12 protein-coding genes are annotated in these 14079 nt (G+C 67.9%); 10 read left to right on the top strand and 2 right to left on the bottom strand.

The window, feature by feature from the left end:
- Window positions 1-38: 38 nt before the first annotated feature.
- Complete coding sequence (locus tag IE302_RS31690) at window positions 39-395, top strand: hypothetical protein (protein WP_229908050.1); 357 nt, start codon at window positions 39-41, stop codon at window positions 393-395.
- Window positions 392-715 (top strand): hypothetical protein, encoded by a 324-nt coding sequence (locus IE302_RS42585; RefSeq protein ID WP_229908049.1) that lies wholly within the window; start codon window positions 392-394, stop codon window positions 713-715. The genes IE302_RS31690 and IE302_RS42585 overlap by 4 nt, the downstream gene beginning before the upstream one ends.
- An 88-nt stretch (window positions 716-803) precedes the next feature.
- Here IE302_RS42585 and IE302_RS31680 read toward each other — a convergent pair whose 3' ends face one another.
- Window positions 804-1310: a DUF1269 domain-containing protein gene (locus IE302_RS31680; protein WP_191258103.1), complete on the bottom strand. Its 507-nt coding sequence runs from the start codon at window positions 1308-1310 to the stop codon at window positions 804-806.
- Window positions 1311-1511: 201 nt separating this feature from the next.
- On the opposite strand from IE302_RS31680, the gene IE302_RS31675 reads away from it, so the two are divergent.
- Together IE302_RS31675 and IE302_RS31670 are read left to right on the top strand one after the other, a co-directional pair.
- Window positions 1512-1976: a DUF7144 family membrane protein gene (locus IE302_RS31675; RefSeq protein ID WP_191258102.1), complete on the top strand. Its 465-nt coding sequence runs from the start codon at window positions 1512-1514 to the stop codon at window positions 1974-1976.
- Window positions 1977-2108: 132 nt separating this feature from the next.
- Complete coding sequence (locus IE302_RS31670) at window positions 2109-4610, top strand: winged helix-turn-helix domain-containing protein (protein ID WP_191258101.1); 2502 nt, start codon at window positions 2109-2111, stop codon at window positions 4608-4610.
- 8 nt (window positions 4611-4618) lie between these two features.
- Here IE302_RS31670 and IE302_RS31665 read toward each other — a convergent pair whose 3' ends face one another.
- Window positions 4619-5836 (bottom strand): AI-2E family transporter, encoded by a 1218-nt coding sequence (locus tag IE302_RS31665; protein ID WP_191258100.1) that lies wholly within the window; start codon window positions 5834-5836, stop codon window positions 4619-4621.
- Between the two features lie 454 nt (window positions 5837-6290).
- Here IE302_RS31665 and IE302_RS31660 point away from each other — a divergent pair, with 454 nt between their 5' ends.
- From IE302_RS31660 to IE302_RS31635, 6 genes are all read left to right on the top strand, one after another.
- Window positions 6291-7643, top strand: a complete 1353-nt coding sequence (locus tag IE302_RS31660) for a hypothetical protein (RefSeq protein WP_191258099.1) — start codon at window positions 6291-6293, stop codon at window positions 7641-7643.
- Window positions 7644-8118: 475 nt separating this feature from the next.
- Complete coding sequence (gene vanH / locus IE302_RS31655; RefSeq protein WP_191258098.1) at window positions 8119-9150, top strand: VanH-AOV family D-lactate dehydrogenase; 1032 nt, start codon at window positions 8119-8121, stop codon at window positions 9148-9150.
- Window position 9151: 1 nt separating this feature from the next.
- A complete protein-coding gene (gene vanA-Ao2 / locus IE302_RS31650) occupies window positions 9152-10195 on the top strand; it encodes a D-alanine--(R)-lactate ligase VanA-Ao2 (protein WP_191258097.1) in 1044 nt (347 codons plus the stop codon).
- Window positions 10192-10800 carry a D-Ala-D-Ala dipeptidase VanX gene (gene vanX / locus IE302_RS31645; RefSeq protein ID WP_191258096.1) on the top strand — a complete coding sequence of 203 codons (609 nt, stop codon included), beginning with the start codon at window positions 10192-10194 and terminating at the stop codon, window positions 10798-10800. The genes vanA-Ao2 and vanX overlap by 4 nt, the downstream gene beginning before the upstream one ends.
- Window positions 10801-11993: 1193 nt before the next feature.
- Window positions 11994-12968: a ParB/RepB/Spo0J family partition protein gene (locus IE302_RS31640; protein WP_191258095.1), complete on the top strand. Its 975-nt coding sequence runs from the start codon at window positions 11994-11996 to the stop codon at window positions 12966-12968.
- Window positions 12969-13156: 188 nt separating this feature from the next.
- The gene (locus IE302_RS31635; RefSeq protein ID WP_191258094.1) at window positions 13157-13987 is read left to right on the top strand and encodes a prephenate dehydrogenase; all 831 of its coding nucleotides are present in this window, start codon (window positions 13157-13159) and stop codon (window positions 13985-13987) included.
- The last annotated feature ends 92 nt before the right edge of the window (window positions 13988-14079 follow it).

The raw sequence follows: 14079 nt of genomic DNA, 5'->3' as shown, positions 1-14079 counted from the left end.
CGAGGAAAAGGCCGGACGTACCCAGAATCGTGTGCCCCGTGAAGGCTCGTGGAGATTACTGGAGAAAACAGAAAGGCCGGAAACGGCCGACGTCCGTATTCATCGCGACGCAGTTCTTCTGGATCGGTCCCGTCGAGTTCGTGGTGCTCGACGTCCTGCGTACCGGTCGCGTCGGAGCCGAGGCGGTGGTGTTCTCGGCGGCCGTCATGCTCGCCGCCCTGAGCGCGGTCACCTCGATCCGCCTCGCCGTCAGGGCCGGTCTCGATCTGTTCGCCCGATTGGTGTTCCTGCCGTCGCATGCCTGGTCATCGATCATGGCGGCGGTCGATCTGGCGGTACTCGCCTCGGCGTGGTTCCTGGCCGGGCGGGCGGGCCGGGGAAAGGGGAACGGATGACTCTGTCGATTCCGGTCCAGCGTGGACCGTTGGCCGGAGTGAATTACGTCTTCCGGGGCAGTGGTCGAATCCCCGAACAGGCGAACGGGACGGTAGACGATTTCCGGGGAATGCTCGTCGTCCCGATCGGCAACGAGATGATCGTTTTCGGCACCGTGACCGATCAAGGAAGCATTTCCCGCGTTCTGCGGTCGCTCGAGGCGCTCGGGATGCGGGTGGACTCGGTGCACCGGGTCCGGGAACTCCCCGCGCAGGAGAGCGGCGGGAATTACCCGGATGCGCGGCGATTCGGGAATGGAGTAGTCCCCTTCGGCGGGTAGGCAAGTTGTATGAGGAAGTTCCGTGAAGGCCTCCTTGAGGGACCCAGGGTCCCTCAAGGAGGCCTTCACGGACTTACGCGCCGCGTGCTCAAAGCCGTTCGGGGAGCGGGAACTCGCCGAACGCGGCCCGCAGCCGGGCCTCCTCCTCGTCGGAGAGGTTGGTGGTCAGCAGGGTGGCGCCGGTCTCCTTGAACGGTTCGGCGACCCGGTCGAGGACGGCGTCGTCCGCCATCACGAACAGCGCGGAGGTACCCGGCGTGACATGCGTCCGGACGGTCGCGATGAAGTCCTCGTCGATGCCGACGTGGGTCAGTGAACCGGTCAGCGCCCCGATCGCCGCGCCGACCGCCATTCCCAGCAGCGGCACCAGGAAGATCAGTCCGAACAACAGGCCCCAGAAGCCGCCGCCCAGCGCGCCCGCGCCGGTCATGGAGCCCAGGTCCTTGGTCTTCGGCTTCTTCCGGTCTTCGGGCCAGGTGACATAGGCCGCGTCGGCGATCGAGATGAGCTGTTGTTTCTGCAGTCGTTCCAGCAGCCCGAGCGCGTTCTCGGCGCCGTCGGCGGTGGGAAAGGCCCATACGGTCAGCGAACTCATGCTGAGGTCCTCCTCGGTCGGCGAATCGGGTTTCCGAGCGGAACTGTGCTCGGGGCGCCGTCGCCTCGCATCGCCCGCGCCGTGTGAGCCGGAAACCGCTCCGGCCAGGCCTGATCTCACCTGACGCGGGCGAGGCCCACCTCCCGGTGAACGCACCATGATCGCCCGAGTCCGCAGTCGCTCCTCCGGAAAAGAGGGACCATGAGCGAAAGAGCGCATCACTGGAGCACCACGGCCGGGACGGGGCCGCCGCCGTCCCCGCCGGACCCGGCCGTCGCCCGGTCCCGCCGGTCGGGCTGGATCTGGTTCGCCGGGTCGATCACCATCATGGCCGGCCTGTTCACCGCCGTCGAAGGGCTGGTCGCGCTGTTCGACCAGACCTATTACCTGCTCGGCCCGTCGGGGTTGCTCGTGTTCGACCTCGGTGCCTGGGGGTGGATCCACCTGATCGTCGGGGCACTGGCCGTGGTCGCGGGGAGCGCGTTGTTCACCGGCGCCCCATGGGCCCGGATCGTCACCGTCGTGCTCGCCGGGTTCAACGCGCTGGGGCAGCTGGTTTTCCTGTCCGCTTACCCGATATGGGGTGTGGTGGTCATCGCACTGGACGTCTTGGTGATCTGGGCGGTGCTCGTGCACGGAGATGAGGCCACGTACGAGATTTGGTGACCCGTAGGCCATACCGCTGAGCAGTACAAGTCGTGGCCGCCGCGGAACCGGGGCCGCGATCCTTCGGACGATCGAGAGGTTGACTTGCCCGCTCGAACGACATCGCGGTCCTGGCGGATTCCCGGAGCCAAAGTGACGGTGCCGCGGGTGCCGGGCATCTTCGTCCCGCGTGCCCGGCTCACGGCCCTGTTCGACCATGCCACCATCCGGCCGGTGACCGTGCTCCGGGCCCCGGCGGGCTCCGGGAAGACCACGGCGCTGGCCGGGTGGGCCCGCGGCAGACGGGACGTCGCCTGGGTTTCGCTCGACGACGACGACAACGACGAACGCCGTCTGTGGGCGGCGATCCTCTCCGCGCTGCGCCGAAGTCCGTGCCTGCCGGAGGACAGTCCGGTGTTCCGGCTCGAACCGCCTCTGCCCGGGCGGCGCACCGAGTTCCTGGCCGATCTCGGCGACGCGTTCGCCGGGCTGTCCGAACCGGTGTGGCTCGTCCTGGACGACGTCCAGGAGATCTCCCGCCCGGAGCCGGTGGAAGCGCTCGCCGCGCTGGCCCGGCACCAGCCGCCGATGCTGCGGCTGGTGCTGGCCACCCGGACGGAGCCGAAACTCCGGCTGGCCCGGCTCGAGGTCGAAGGCACGCTTTCGCGGCTCGGTGCCGTGGAACTCCGGTTCAGCGCGGAGGAGACCGCGAGCCTGTTCCGCGCAGCCGGGGCCGTGGTGAGCGGAGGCCGCGTCCGCGAACTCACCGAGCGCACTTCGGGCTGGGCCGCCGCGCTCGGCTGGGCTGCGGTCTCCGTGCGCGGCGCCGAGGACGCGGACGAACTCGTCGCCGACGTCGGGGGTGACGAGCTCGCCGTGGCCCGGTTCTTCGCCGACGAGGTCCTCTCGCGGCTGCCCTCCGCGACCTCGGATCTCTTGCTGAGCATCAGTGTCTGCGACACGGTGAGCGCGACGCTCGCGGCCCGCCTGTCGGGCTCACCGGACGCCGGGGTGACGCTGGACGAACTGGAGCGCGACACCGGGCTCGTCGTGCGCACCCCGGCCGACACCTACCGGCTTCCCGCTCTGTTGCGCGGTTTCCTGCAGGCGGAGCTGGCGCGGCGGGCGCCCGCACGGGTGCTGCGGCTGCAGGGGATCGCCGCCCGCTGGTACGCCGGGGAGGGACGGTTCGGGGAAGCGCTGACACACGCCGTCGCGGGCCGCGACCGCCAGAGCGTCCTGCGTCTGGCACGCGATCACGCGGTGCGCCAAGTGCTGGCGGGTGACGGGGAACTCGTCCGGGGAGCGCTCGCCTTCCTCGGGGAAGGGGCGCTGACGGCGAGCCCGCGACTCCGGCTGGCGTCCGCGCTCGACCACGTCCAGCGAGGAGAGTTCACCGCCGCCGCCGGCGATCTCGGCGACGACGGCCTGCGCCTGCTGGCCGTGCCCCATCTCGCGTTGCTGACCGGGATCCGGCCGTCCGAGAGCGCGGTCCCGCCGGTGGCGCGGTCCCCGGAGGCCGTCGCGTGGGACAAACTCGACCTGGTCTGGCGGTCGCTGTACCGGGGCGCCCGCCGTCACGCCGTCACCCGCGCCGAAGAGGCGCTGCGGGCGGCGCACGGCGAACGTCTCGAACATCTCGTCCTGCACAGCAGACTCGCGCTCGCCGTCGCGACCGCGCTGCTCGGGGACCACACGGCCATGCGGCGGGCGTGCATCGGAGCGCTGGCCGTCGCACGACGGCACGGCTGGCGCCGCTCTCCTGGTGTCGCCGAATGCCATCTGATGCTGGCCTACGACGACCTGATGCGCTTCGAGCCGGTGGCGGCGGCGGGCGAGCTGGCACAGGCCCCGCGAGCGGAGGTGCCCGGCTCCGCGCCGGTTCTCGGGCCGCTCCGGGGCTTCTTGGAGGGCATGGTCCGCTTCGACGCGGGCGACCGGGCGATGGGTTCGCAGGCCATGCGGGTGGCCCGGCACCGGCTCGCGGACCTCGAACTGCCTCGCGAGATCACCGCGATGTGCACGGTCGCGGAACACCACGCGGCGCTCGTGGGCGGCGAAGGCCTGCACGCGGCCGAAGTGTTCGCGTGGGCCCAGGACAGGCTGCCGGGTACCGCCGAGCTCGCCCTGCTCCAGATCCGCGCCCACCTCGCCGTCGAAGAGACCGACCTGGCCGAGAAAGTCCTGCGCGCCACGGCGTCCGCTCCCGCGCTGCTGCCCGCCACGCCGGTGGACACCTGCCTGGCCGAGACCGCGCTCGCGTTGCGTTCCCATCGGCGGACCCTGGCGCTGCACGCCCTGGACCGTGCGCTCACCCTCGCCCGCCCGCACCGGCTGGTGCGCCCGTTCGCGCTCGCCGAGCCGCGGGTCAGGAATCTCTTGATCGACCATTCGGGCGGTTTCGGCTCGCTGGACGGTTTCGCCCAGTCCGTCCGAGGCAGACTCGTCCCGAATACCCCGCCCAGCGAGCTGACCGATCGTGAACAGGTCGTGCTGCGGCGGCTGCCGTCCCAGCGTTCGCTGGACGAGATCGCGTCGGACCTCACGGTCTCGGTCAACACGGTGAAGACCCACGTCCGGTCCATCTACGGCAAGCTCGGGGTGAACAACCGCCGGTCGGCCGTGGTGGTCGCCCGCCACCACGGCCTGACCTGAGCGACCGGTCATTCCGGCTCCCGGTTCGGCGTGCAGAGCAGCGCCTCCGCCCAGCGGGCGCGCGGATCGACGTCGATGAGCAACGCCTTCGCGAGCAGCGTCGCCGGCACGGCCAGGACAGCGCCGAGCGGGCCGAGCAACCAGGTCCAGAACACCAGCGCGAGTACGGTGACCAAAGTGGACAGACCGACCGACTCCGCGACGAACCGGGGCTGGATCAGCGACTGCACCACGAAGTTCAGCAGGACGTAGACGACGATCGTCGCGAGCATGGCCCGCCAGCCGCCGTCGAGGAGCGCGATGAGCGCGGGCGGGGCCACCCCGATCACGAAGCCGACGTTGGGGATGTAGTTGGTGACGAAGGACAGCAGGCCCCACAACACGGCCGCCGGGATGCCGAGCAGGGCGAGCGCGACGGTGTCGAGTGCCGCCACCACCGCGCCGAACACCGTCGTCACGACCAGATAGCGCCGGGTGCCGAAAGCGAAGCGCTTCAACGACGCGCTGATCCACGGCCGGTCGCGCGCGATCCGGCCGAGGCGCTGCCCCGCCCACGCCGATTCGGTGCTCAGGAACAACATCAGCGCGAGCAGGAAGGCCAGGTTCGTGACCAGACCGCCGACACCGGCGAGCAGGGAACCGGCGAAGCCGACCAGCTTTCCGGCGTCCACAGAGGACAGCATCTCGCGGAGTTGCGGTTCGCCGACCCCGAACCGGCCGAGGAACGTCATCCCGTTCCGGAGCAGTTCGTCGGCATGGTCGGCGTATTGGGGGAGCAGGGCCGACAGTTGCGCGAGCGACACCACGACCACCAGGAACAGCACGAGCAACGCGGCGTAGACGGTGACGACCAGCACGGCGACCGTGAGCCAGCGCGGCAAGCCTTTGCGCCGCAACCAGGTGCGCACCGGGTCCAGGGTGATCACGATGACCAGGGCGAGGAACACCGGCCCGACGAGCCAGGCGACGGCGTACAACCCGGCCAGCACGATGACCGCGGCGGCGGACCCCAGCAGTACCACCAGCGCGCGGGGCAGCGGCCCGCCGGAGTCCCGCTGGTCCGCCGGTGGCCACGAAACCGGCGGCGCGCCGGTGTTCAGTCTGCCCGCGATACCCCGAAGAGGATTGCGGGATTCCTTGCGTCGTCCCGTTTTCCGGCGGCGGTGCGCCCAGCGCGGACGGCGGATCCGGTACGCGGGGAGTTCGTCGAGCGACAGTGGCACCATGCGGCATCCTCCCGAGACGGTCTGGTGGGTCCACCGTGGCAGGCCGTCGTCTTGCGAAGGTCACCCGGCACGGGCGAAGTGGCGCGTCGGTGCAGGTGGTCGTGAGTGGCGATTCCGGTTCCGGGGAGCAAAGGTGTCGTGCTCGCTCGCCGGTGTGCCGACTGCGGATGTTGCGAAAGCCACTTTCGCAACCTTGAACGTTGCGAAAGTGGCTTTCACAACGCCACCGACCCGCCAGGCCACCCCGACCGAAGCCTCCTCGCCGCGCGATAACGACGTCACCGACGAATCGTGACCTGAAAAAAGGGATTCCGGCGGCTCCGTCGCTTGCCCGCGGCGAATTCCTCAGCCGGGCTTCCGATGCCTGCACGATCTTCGAAAGTTCCGGTATACGTGGAAGGGAGCGCGTTGCCGGGGAGGACGGCGAGGCGCTCCGAGCAAGGGGGATTTTTCGATGTTCGACGCACGTATCACCGCTGATCATGTGAGCCCGCTCGCCAAGCCGAAGATCAGAATCCTGTTCTACACGGATTTCGTCGGATTCGGTGGCGCCGATGGTTTCTCACTCGGCATTCTTCGCGATCTGATCCTGGGAAATCAGCCGTTCTTCGCCGAGTTCGAGATCGATCTGATCAATCGGCACAGCGGCGGGCACGCTGTCAACAAACTGACTCCGGAGGTACTCGGAAGATACGAGCAGGTGTGGTTCTTCGGGCTGTTGCAGTCCAACATGCCGGGTGAGCCGGAAAACGAGCTCGTGGACGCCGAGGTCGCGGCGCTGCGGTCCTGGATGGACGCCGGTGGCGGTGTGCTCATCACCGGCGACCACTCGAACCCGCGTCCGCCGGGAGCGGATCCGTCGCTGTCCGAATACCTGAACCTGGGGCGGGCACTGGGCCACAGGGTCCCGCGCGCGGGTGAGCTGCGGGAGTGGAACGACCGGCCGGACGCGAGCATCGAGTTCAGCCACAACACCCACACGCCGGACCCGTGGGGCAGTGACATCAACAACACGATCCCGAACGACCTCGACCCGTACCCGCAGGAGCTGATCCTGCGGAAGCGGTTCGGCAGGCCGCACGCGTTGTTCCAGGGCAGGCGGGGGCCGATCACCGTCTTCCCGGATCACATGCACGAGGGGCAGCTGCTCATTCCCGAGCGGTTCCCGGCGGACGTCTGGCCGGCGGGGCGCCTGGGTCAACCGAAGCCCGAGATCGTCGCGCACGGCACCGACAAGCGCAACGGTCAGGTCTACGGGGTGTCCACTGTGTACGACGGCGCCGCGGCCGGGGTCGGGCGGATCGTCGCCGACGCCACGTGGCACCACTACTTCGACATCAACCTGTGGGGTTTCGAGAAGGGTGGTGAGGTGCTCGACCGCCTCACCGAGTACTACGTGAACCTCACGCTGTGGTTGACGCCGAGGCTCGTCAAGCTGGACGTGAACGCTCAGCTGCTGTACTGGCTTTCGCGCAACCTGAGTGTTCGCGCGGTGTTGCCGGAAGGCTTCCGGGTGCCGGGGATCACCGCGGCGGGCCTGATTCGCGAGGTGGGCGGGCAGGCCGTGCTGGACGATCTCGTCTGGCCGCTGGAAGGAACGCCGGGAGTGCCCGAGGAGGTGTTGCTCGGCGCTCTCGTCAAGGAGTCCGTCGCCACGCTGAGCGGCGGGGACGTCGAGGCGTTCGACACCGCCGGTGTCGTCGAACGGGGCCTGCGGGCCGGGGCTGAAGAGTACGCCGCCGAGCTGCGAGCAGCGCTCGACGACGTCGAAGGCCTGGGGGAGCTCATTTCGCAGGGTGTTCGCTGACCGTTCGAGGGTGCTGAAGTACAGGAAGGCCCCCTTCACCGCGCCTGGCGCCGTGAAGGGGGCCTTCTTGTACTCGTATCCGGTATCGGGGCGGCTTCTTGATCGATTAAGTAACGAGAGTCGAATACGCAGAGTGAATATGCGAGGCGATTTCTTTGTTTCGGACTTGGACGGGCCGTGATCCGGCTAGCGTGAGCCGCGTCGCATGCCCCCGGCGGGGCTGAGGTGTCGATCACCAGGTGACGCGGGTTTGTGGCACCCGTCACGGGCCGGTTTCGGTCCGGCGGCCGGGCGGGCAAGATCGGTGGTCAGGAGCCCGTGGAGCAGGCGGGGGCCAGGCCCGGCCCCGTGGAGCAGGGGCTCACCACGGACGATCGACACGCCGTGCACACGCCGCTACCAAGCGGTAACCTATTGTCGGCGCCTCGAAAACCCCATCCGAGCCGGGAATATCGCGCTGCCTACAATGTCCGGCATGACCTACAGCGAACCAGCGCGATCAGCTGCCCCCAGCACCGGATCGCTGGCGTCCGCGTCCTCCTCGGCCGTCTTGGCGAGGGGAATCACGATTTATGGCTGCGGGCAGGACGAGGCCGCCTTGTTCCGCGAGATGGCGCCCCGTTTCGGCATTACGCCGACAATCGCTGAGGAACCGGTATCCGAGGCCAATATCGAACTGGCAGTCGGAAATCGATGCATCAGTATCGGTCACAAGACCCCCATTACGAACTCGATTCTTCTCGCGCTGAGCAAGATCGGCATCGAGTACATCTCCACCAGGAGCATCGGCTTCAACCACATCGATGTGGACTACGCGGCGAGCGTCGGCATCACCGTCGGCAACGTCGCCTACTCGCCCGACAGCGTCGCCGACTTCACGCTGATGCTGATGTTGATGGCGGTGCGCGACGCCAAGTCCATCATCCGCCGCACCGACGAGCACGACTACCGGCTGAACGAGGTGCGCGGGAAAGAGCTGCGCGATCTGACCGTCGGGGTGGTCGGAACAGGGCGGATCGGGGTCGCGGTGCTGGAACGGCTGCGCGGTTTCGGGTGCAAGGTGCTGGCCTACGACACCATCCTGACCGCGTCGGCCGACTATGTCCCGCTCGAGGAATTGCTCCAGCAGAGCGATATCGTGACGCTCCATGTGCCGCTCACCACGGATACGTACCATCTGCTCGATCGGCAGGCCATCGAGCGGATGAAGCACGGTGCGTACATCATCAACACCGGTCGTGGCCCGCTCATCGAGACCGAGGCCCTCATCGCGGCCCTGGAAAGCGGGAAATTGGGCGGAGCGGCGCTGGATGTCCTCGAAGGTGAGGAAGGGATATTCTACGCCGACTGCCGGAACAAGGCCATCGACGGCAAACCGCTGCTGCGGCTGCAGAATCTGCCGAACGTGATCGTCAGTCCGCATACCGCCTATTACACCGACCACGCGCTGAGTGACACTGTTGAAAACAGCATCATCAATTGTCTCCAATTCGAAAGCGGGAAGTAGCATGGGTAGGCTGAAAATCGGAATTCTGTTCGGCGGGCTTTCCGAAGAACATCCTATCTCCATCAAGTCCGCGGGCGAGGTCGCGAAGAACCTCGACCTCGAAAAGTACGAGCCGTACTACATCGGGATCACGCAGAGTGGTTCCTGGCTGCTGTGCGACGGCCCCTCCGCCGACTGGGAGCAGACCGCGAACCCCCGCCCCGCCGTCCTGTCTCCGGACCGCGGCGTGCACGGCCTGCTGGTCCTGGACGAGGGCAAGTACGAGACGATCGCCCTCGACGTGGTGCTGCCGGTCCTGCACGGCAAGTTCGGTGAGGACGGCACGGTGCAGGGCCTGCTGGAGTTCTCCGGCATCCCCTACGTCGGCTGCGACCTCCCGAGCTCGGTCATGTGCATCGACAAGTCGCTCACCTACTCCGTCGTCCGCAGCGCGGGCATCGCGACGCCGAACTTCCACATCGTCACGGCGGACAACGACATCGACGCCGACGAGCTCACGTACCCCGTCTTCGTGAAGCCCGCCCGCTCGGGTTCGTCCTTCGGCGTCAGCAAGGTCTCCTCGAAGGAAGAGCTGCCCGCCGCCCTGGCGGAGGCGCGTCAGTACGACGGCAAGATCCTGATCGAGGAAGCCGTCGTCGGCAGCGAGATCGGCTGCTCGGTCCTCGGCAGCGGCGACGACCTGCTGACCGGCGAGGTGGACCGGGTCGCGCTGACCCACGGCTTCTTCAAGATCCACCAGGAGGAGAGCCCCGAGACCGGTTCCGAGAACTCGAGCTTCATCGTTCCCGCGGACATCCCGGAGGAGTCGAGCACGCTCGTCAAGGAGACCGCGAAGGTCATCTACCGCGCCCTGGGCTGCAGCGGGCTCGCGCGGGTCGACCTCTTCCTCAAGGAAGACGGAAGCGTCGTCCTCAACGAGGTCAACACGCTCCCCGGCCTGACCTCCTACAGCCGCTACCCGCGGATGATGGCGGCCGCCGGCATCCCGCTCGGTGAAGTGATCGACCGGCTGGTGACGCTGACCCTGGCGGGCCGCAACGGATGAAAGACGATTTCGTCTTCGTAGACGAGGTTGTGTCCGGAATCCGCTGGGACGCCAAGTACGCCACCTGGGACAACTTCACCGGCAAGCCGGTGGACGGCTACCTGGTGAACCGCGTCGTCGGCACGCGCGCGTTCTGCGCGGCGCTGGAGAAGGCGCGGGACAAGGCCGAGTCGCTCGGCTTCGGCATCCTTCTCTGGGACGTCTACCGTCCACAGCGCGCCGTGGATCGCTTCATGCGCTGGGCGGAAGAGCCCGAAGACGGCCGGAAGAAGGCAAGGCACTACCCGAACATCGACCGTCCCCAGATGTTCGAGCAGGGCTACGTCGCCACCAAGTCGGGGCACAGCCGCGGCAGCACGGTGGACCTGACGCTCTACCACCTGGACACCGGTGAACTCGCCGACATGGGTGGCGACCACGACGTGATGGACGTCGTCTCGCACCACGGCGCGGCGGGCATCACGAAGGAGCAGGAGAAGAACCGCGAGCACCTCTGCTCCGTCATGGAGGACAGCGGCTTCAGCTCGTACGAGTGCGAGTGGTGGCACTACACCCTGAAGAACGAACCGTATCCGGACACCTATTTCGACTTTCCCATCGCCTGACGGCAGGGAAAGGACCGGTGTCCGCCCGGTCGGTGACAGTAATGCCGCGGGTGCCCCTAGGTGGCACCCGCGGCATTTCTGTCAAGCGACCCGTTTGCTCTTGTCACTCGGCCGGGGTAGCCCGGATGGGCCGTATACACGGAAATCTCCTTCGAATCGATCGGCGCGCGCTCGTCTCCCGGGTGAAGAGGCGGGGAACACCGGTAGGCGGCCGACCACCTCGATGTGGACGGACTCTCGGTCCCGTCCACCTTGGCATCCCCCGCTTTGCTCTCACCCTCGCGGCTGCTCCGCCGGGGTGAACCTGGTTCGTGGCGCGAAATCCCCCGGGTGAACTCTTGTGGCGGAACAAACCGGAATAGACCGTGCGGTAGCGGACCAACCGCCGGGAGGGCCGGACTCGACCGTTCGTGTGAATAAGTTTCGAAGGGCGGCACACGGGCGGGCGACGGCCGTGATCGTCCAACATCGGAAAGCGGGTCCCGCGAACGGGCTAACGCTTCCCGCGAACAGCTCAACCCGCAGGTCTGTGACCAGCGTTTGCGGGAGCGGGCTACTCACTCCGGGCGATCGGGTCAATACCGAAGTTGAAGTTTCGAATATTGATCTTGAGCGCCCTCTTCGCTGCGAATTACGCTGTTCGTCAATTGCCGACAACGATTTGCCGTGCCATGCTGAAGTGGTGCGCAACCCGCTGGGGTTGACAGGGTGCGCGCTTACTGGGGACCGAGAGGGGGGCGACCGAGTCTTGCGAGGCAGTGAGAGATTCCGGCCGATCGGCCACTGATCCCACCGGTTCCCTGAACACCGGATGAAAACTTCCGAGACCCTCGTCCCGCGACGGGTACCGGCTTCTTCGGGCTGACCGGGTGCGGCCCTTGCTGGACTCAAGTCGCTGAGCGAATGTCTTGAGGAGAGCGTTGTTCGAGGCGAAAAGCAGGATGCCCTGCCGCCTTGTGGTTCGTCGAAGTCCACGCTGCCGCACGGTCTTCAGGAAAGACCGTGGAGGCGGCCCGCGAACGCGGGACCGCCGGCGGCGTTTCCAGTAGTCCTCACCGTCGAGGACGCCCGCCGCGCGGCCGAGATCCGCGCCGGCCGGGATCGTGGTGTCCAACCACCGAAGCCAAGCAGTTGGACGGTGGATTCAAAGCCATGCCACAAAGCTGGCGAACAAGAGATTCAGTGGGGGCTAGGTGGATCCGACGAGAGTTGACCTGTCCGCTCTCCCGGTCGTCGAAATCGAGCTGTCACGGCTGTCGTCCGTGTCCTCGCCGCGAACTTCGGGCGAGGATCCGGACCACGTCGAGACATTGCTGTCCGCAGAATGGGAACTTCCGCCCATTCTCGTGCACAGACCGACGATGCGGGTGGTCGATGGCCTGCACAGGCTCAAGGCGGCGCAAGTCCGAGGCGACACGAAGATTCAAGCGAGGTTCATCGACGGCACCGAATCGGATGCCTTCGTCCTGGCGGTGGAAGCGAACATCCGGCACGGCCTGCCGCTTTCGCTGGCCGACCGCAAACGGGCGGCCGTCCAGATCATCGGAACGCATCCGCAGTGGTCCGATCGGCGGGTGGCCTCGGCGACCGGGATCTCCGCCGGAACGGTGGCGGACCTCCGAAGACGTGGTGGGGAGAACGGGAACGAGGCCAGGATCGGGCGGGACGGGCGGATCCGGCCCGTCGACAGTTCGGAGCGGCGCAGGCTCGCCGCCGACCTCATCCGCAACGACCCCGGCCTTTCGCTCCGGCAGGTCGCCAAACAGGTGGGCATCTCCCCGGAGACGGTCCGGGACGTGCGGGGCAGGCTGGAGCGCGGCGAGAGCCCGACCCCGAACGGCAACCGGAGGCTGCGGGCCAAACAGCATCCGCTGAGCCTGACCGAGCCCGACCTCGGCCACGCGCTGGACCGGGAGCGCCTGGCCGTACTGGAAAAGCTCAAGGCCGATCCCACCCTGCGGTTGAGCGAGGTGGGCCGGATCCTGTTGCGCATGCTCACCATGCACTCGATCGACGGACAGGAGTGGGAGCGGATCCTGCAGGGCGTGCCGCCGCATCTGTACGGCGTGGTCGCCGGATTCGCCAGGGATCACGCCCGGGTCTGGGCGGGGTTCGCGGACCACCTGGAGAACCGTGCCACCGATCTCGCCGCGGGAGTGATCGCTTAACGACGCGGCCGGCGCCGCGAAAACCTGGAGCGAAGGGGACTTTCCCGCGCGGTGCGCGGTGAAGGTCCCCTTTTCGCGTTCGCCCCGCCGCGGGGTGTCCAGGTCCGTGCTTGGACACCGGAGTCCTCAGTGGACGGTGACCAGGCCGGCGTCTCGACATCGCCAGGTGGGCGGCCTAAGAAGTGAAGGTGACCATCGAGAAGGCGCTCGTCGTCGGTACGGGACTGATCGGCACCTCCGTCGCGCTGGCCCTTCGCGAGAAGGACGTGGTGGTGTACCTCTCCGACGTCGACGCCCGGACCGCGGAGCTGGCGCGGGAACTCGGCGCGGGCCGGGAATGGACCGGCGGTGAGGTCGACCTGGCGGTGATCGCCGTCCCGCCGCGGCTCGTCGGGGAACGACTGGCGGAGCTGCAGAAACGGGAAGTCGCCAGGGCCTACACCGACGTCGCCAGTGTGAAGGCCGAACCGATCGCCGACGCGGAGCGGCTCGGCTGCGACCTGGCCGCTTATGTGCCGGGACATCCGCTCGCCGGACGCGAGCGGTCCGGCCCAGCCGCGGCCCGGGCCGACCTGTTTTCGGGCCGCCCCTGGGCACTCTGCCCCGGCACCGGGACGGACGCGGACGCCGTCCGGCTGGTGCGGGAGCTGGTGTCGCTGTGCGGGGCGAGTGCCGTCACCGTGTCCCCGGCCGAGCACGACGCGGCGGTGGCGCTGGTGTCGCACGCTCCCCACGTGGTGGCCTCCGCCGTGGCGGCGAGCCTGACCGGCGACGGCGACGTCGCGCTGACCCTCGCCGGGCAGGGCCTGCGCGATGTGACGCGGATCGCAGCCGGGAATCCCTTGCTGTGGCGGGAGATTCTTTCCGGGAACGCGCTGCCGGTGGCCGAAGTGCTCGACCGGGTCGCGAACGACCTCGCGGCGGCGGCCTCGGCCTTGCGGTCCGGGGACCTGGCCGGGGTGACGGATCTGCTGTGGCGCGGCGTCGACGGCCATGCCCGCATCCCCGCGAAGCGCTAGGCCAGGCGGTAAAAACACGTCCAAGTGCCGAAAGTGCTCGCTTGGACCGACTCGTGGACATCGACTCGATTAAGCACGATTGAGATCGCCGA

Origin of the sequence: Amycolatopsis oliviviridis (genome assembly GCF_014654365.1) — a bacterium.
Classification (GTDB): domain Bacteria; phylum Actinomycetota; class Actinomycetes; order Mycobacteriales; family Pseudonocardiaceae; genus Amycolatopsis; species Amycolatopsis oliviviridis.
The sequence above is the reverse complement of the archived record's forward strand: the minus strand, read 5'-3'. Positions and strand labels throughout refer to the sequence as shown.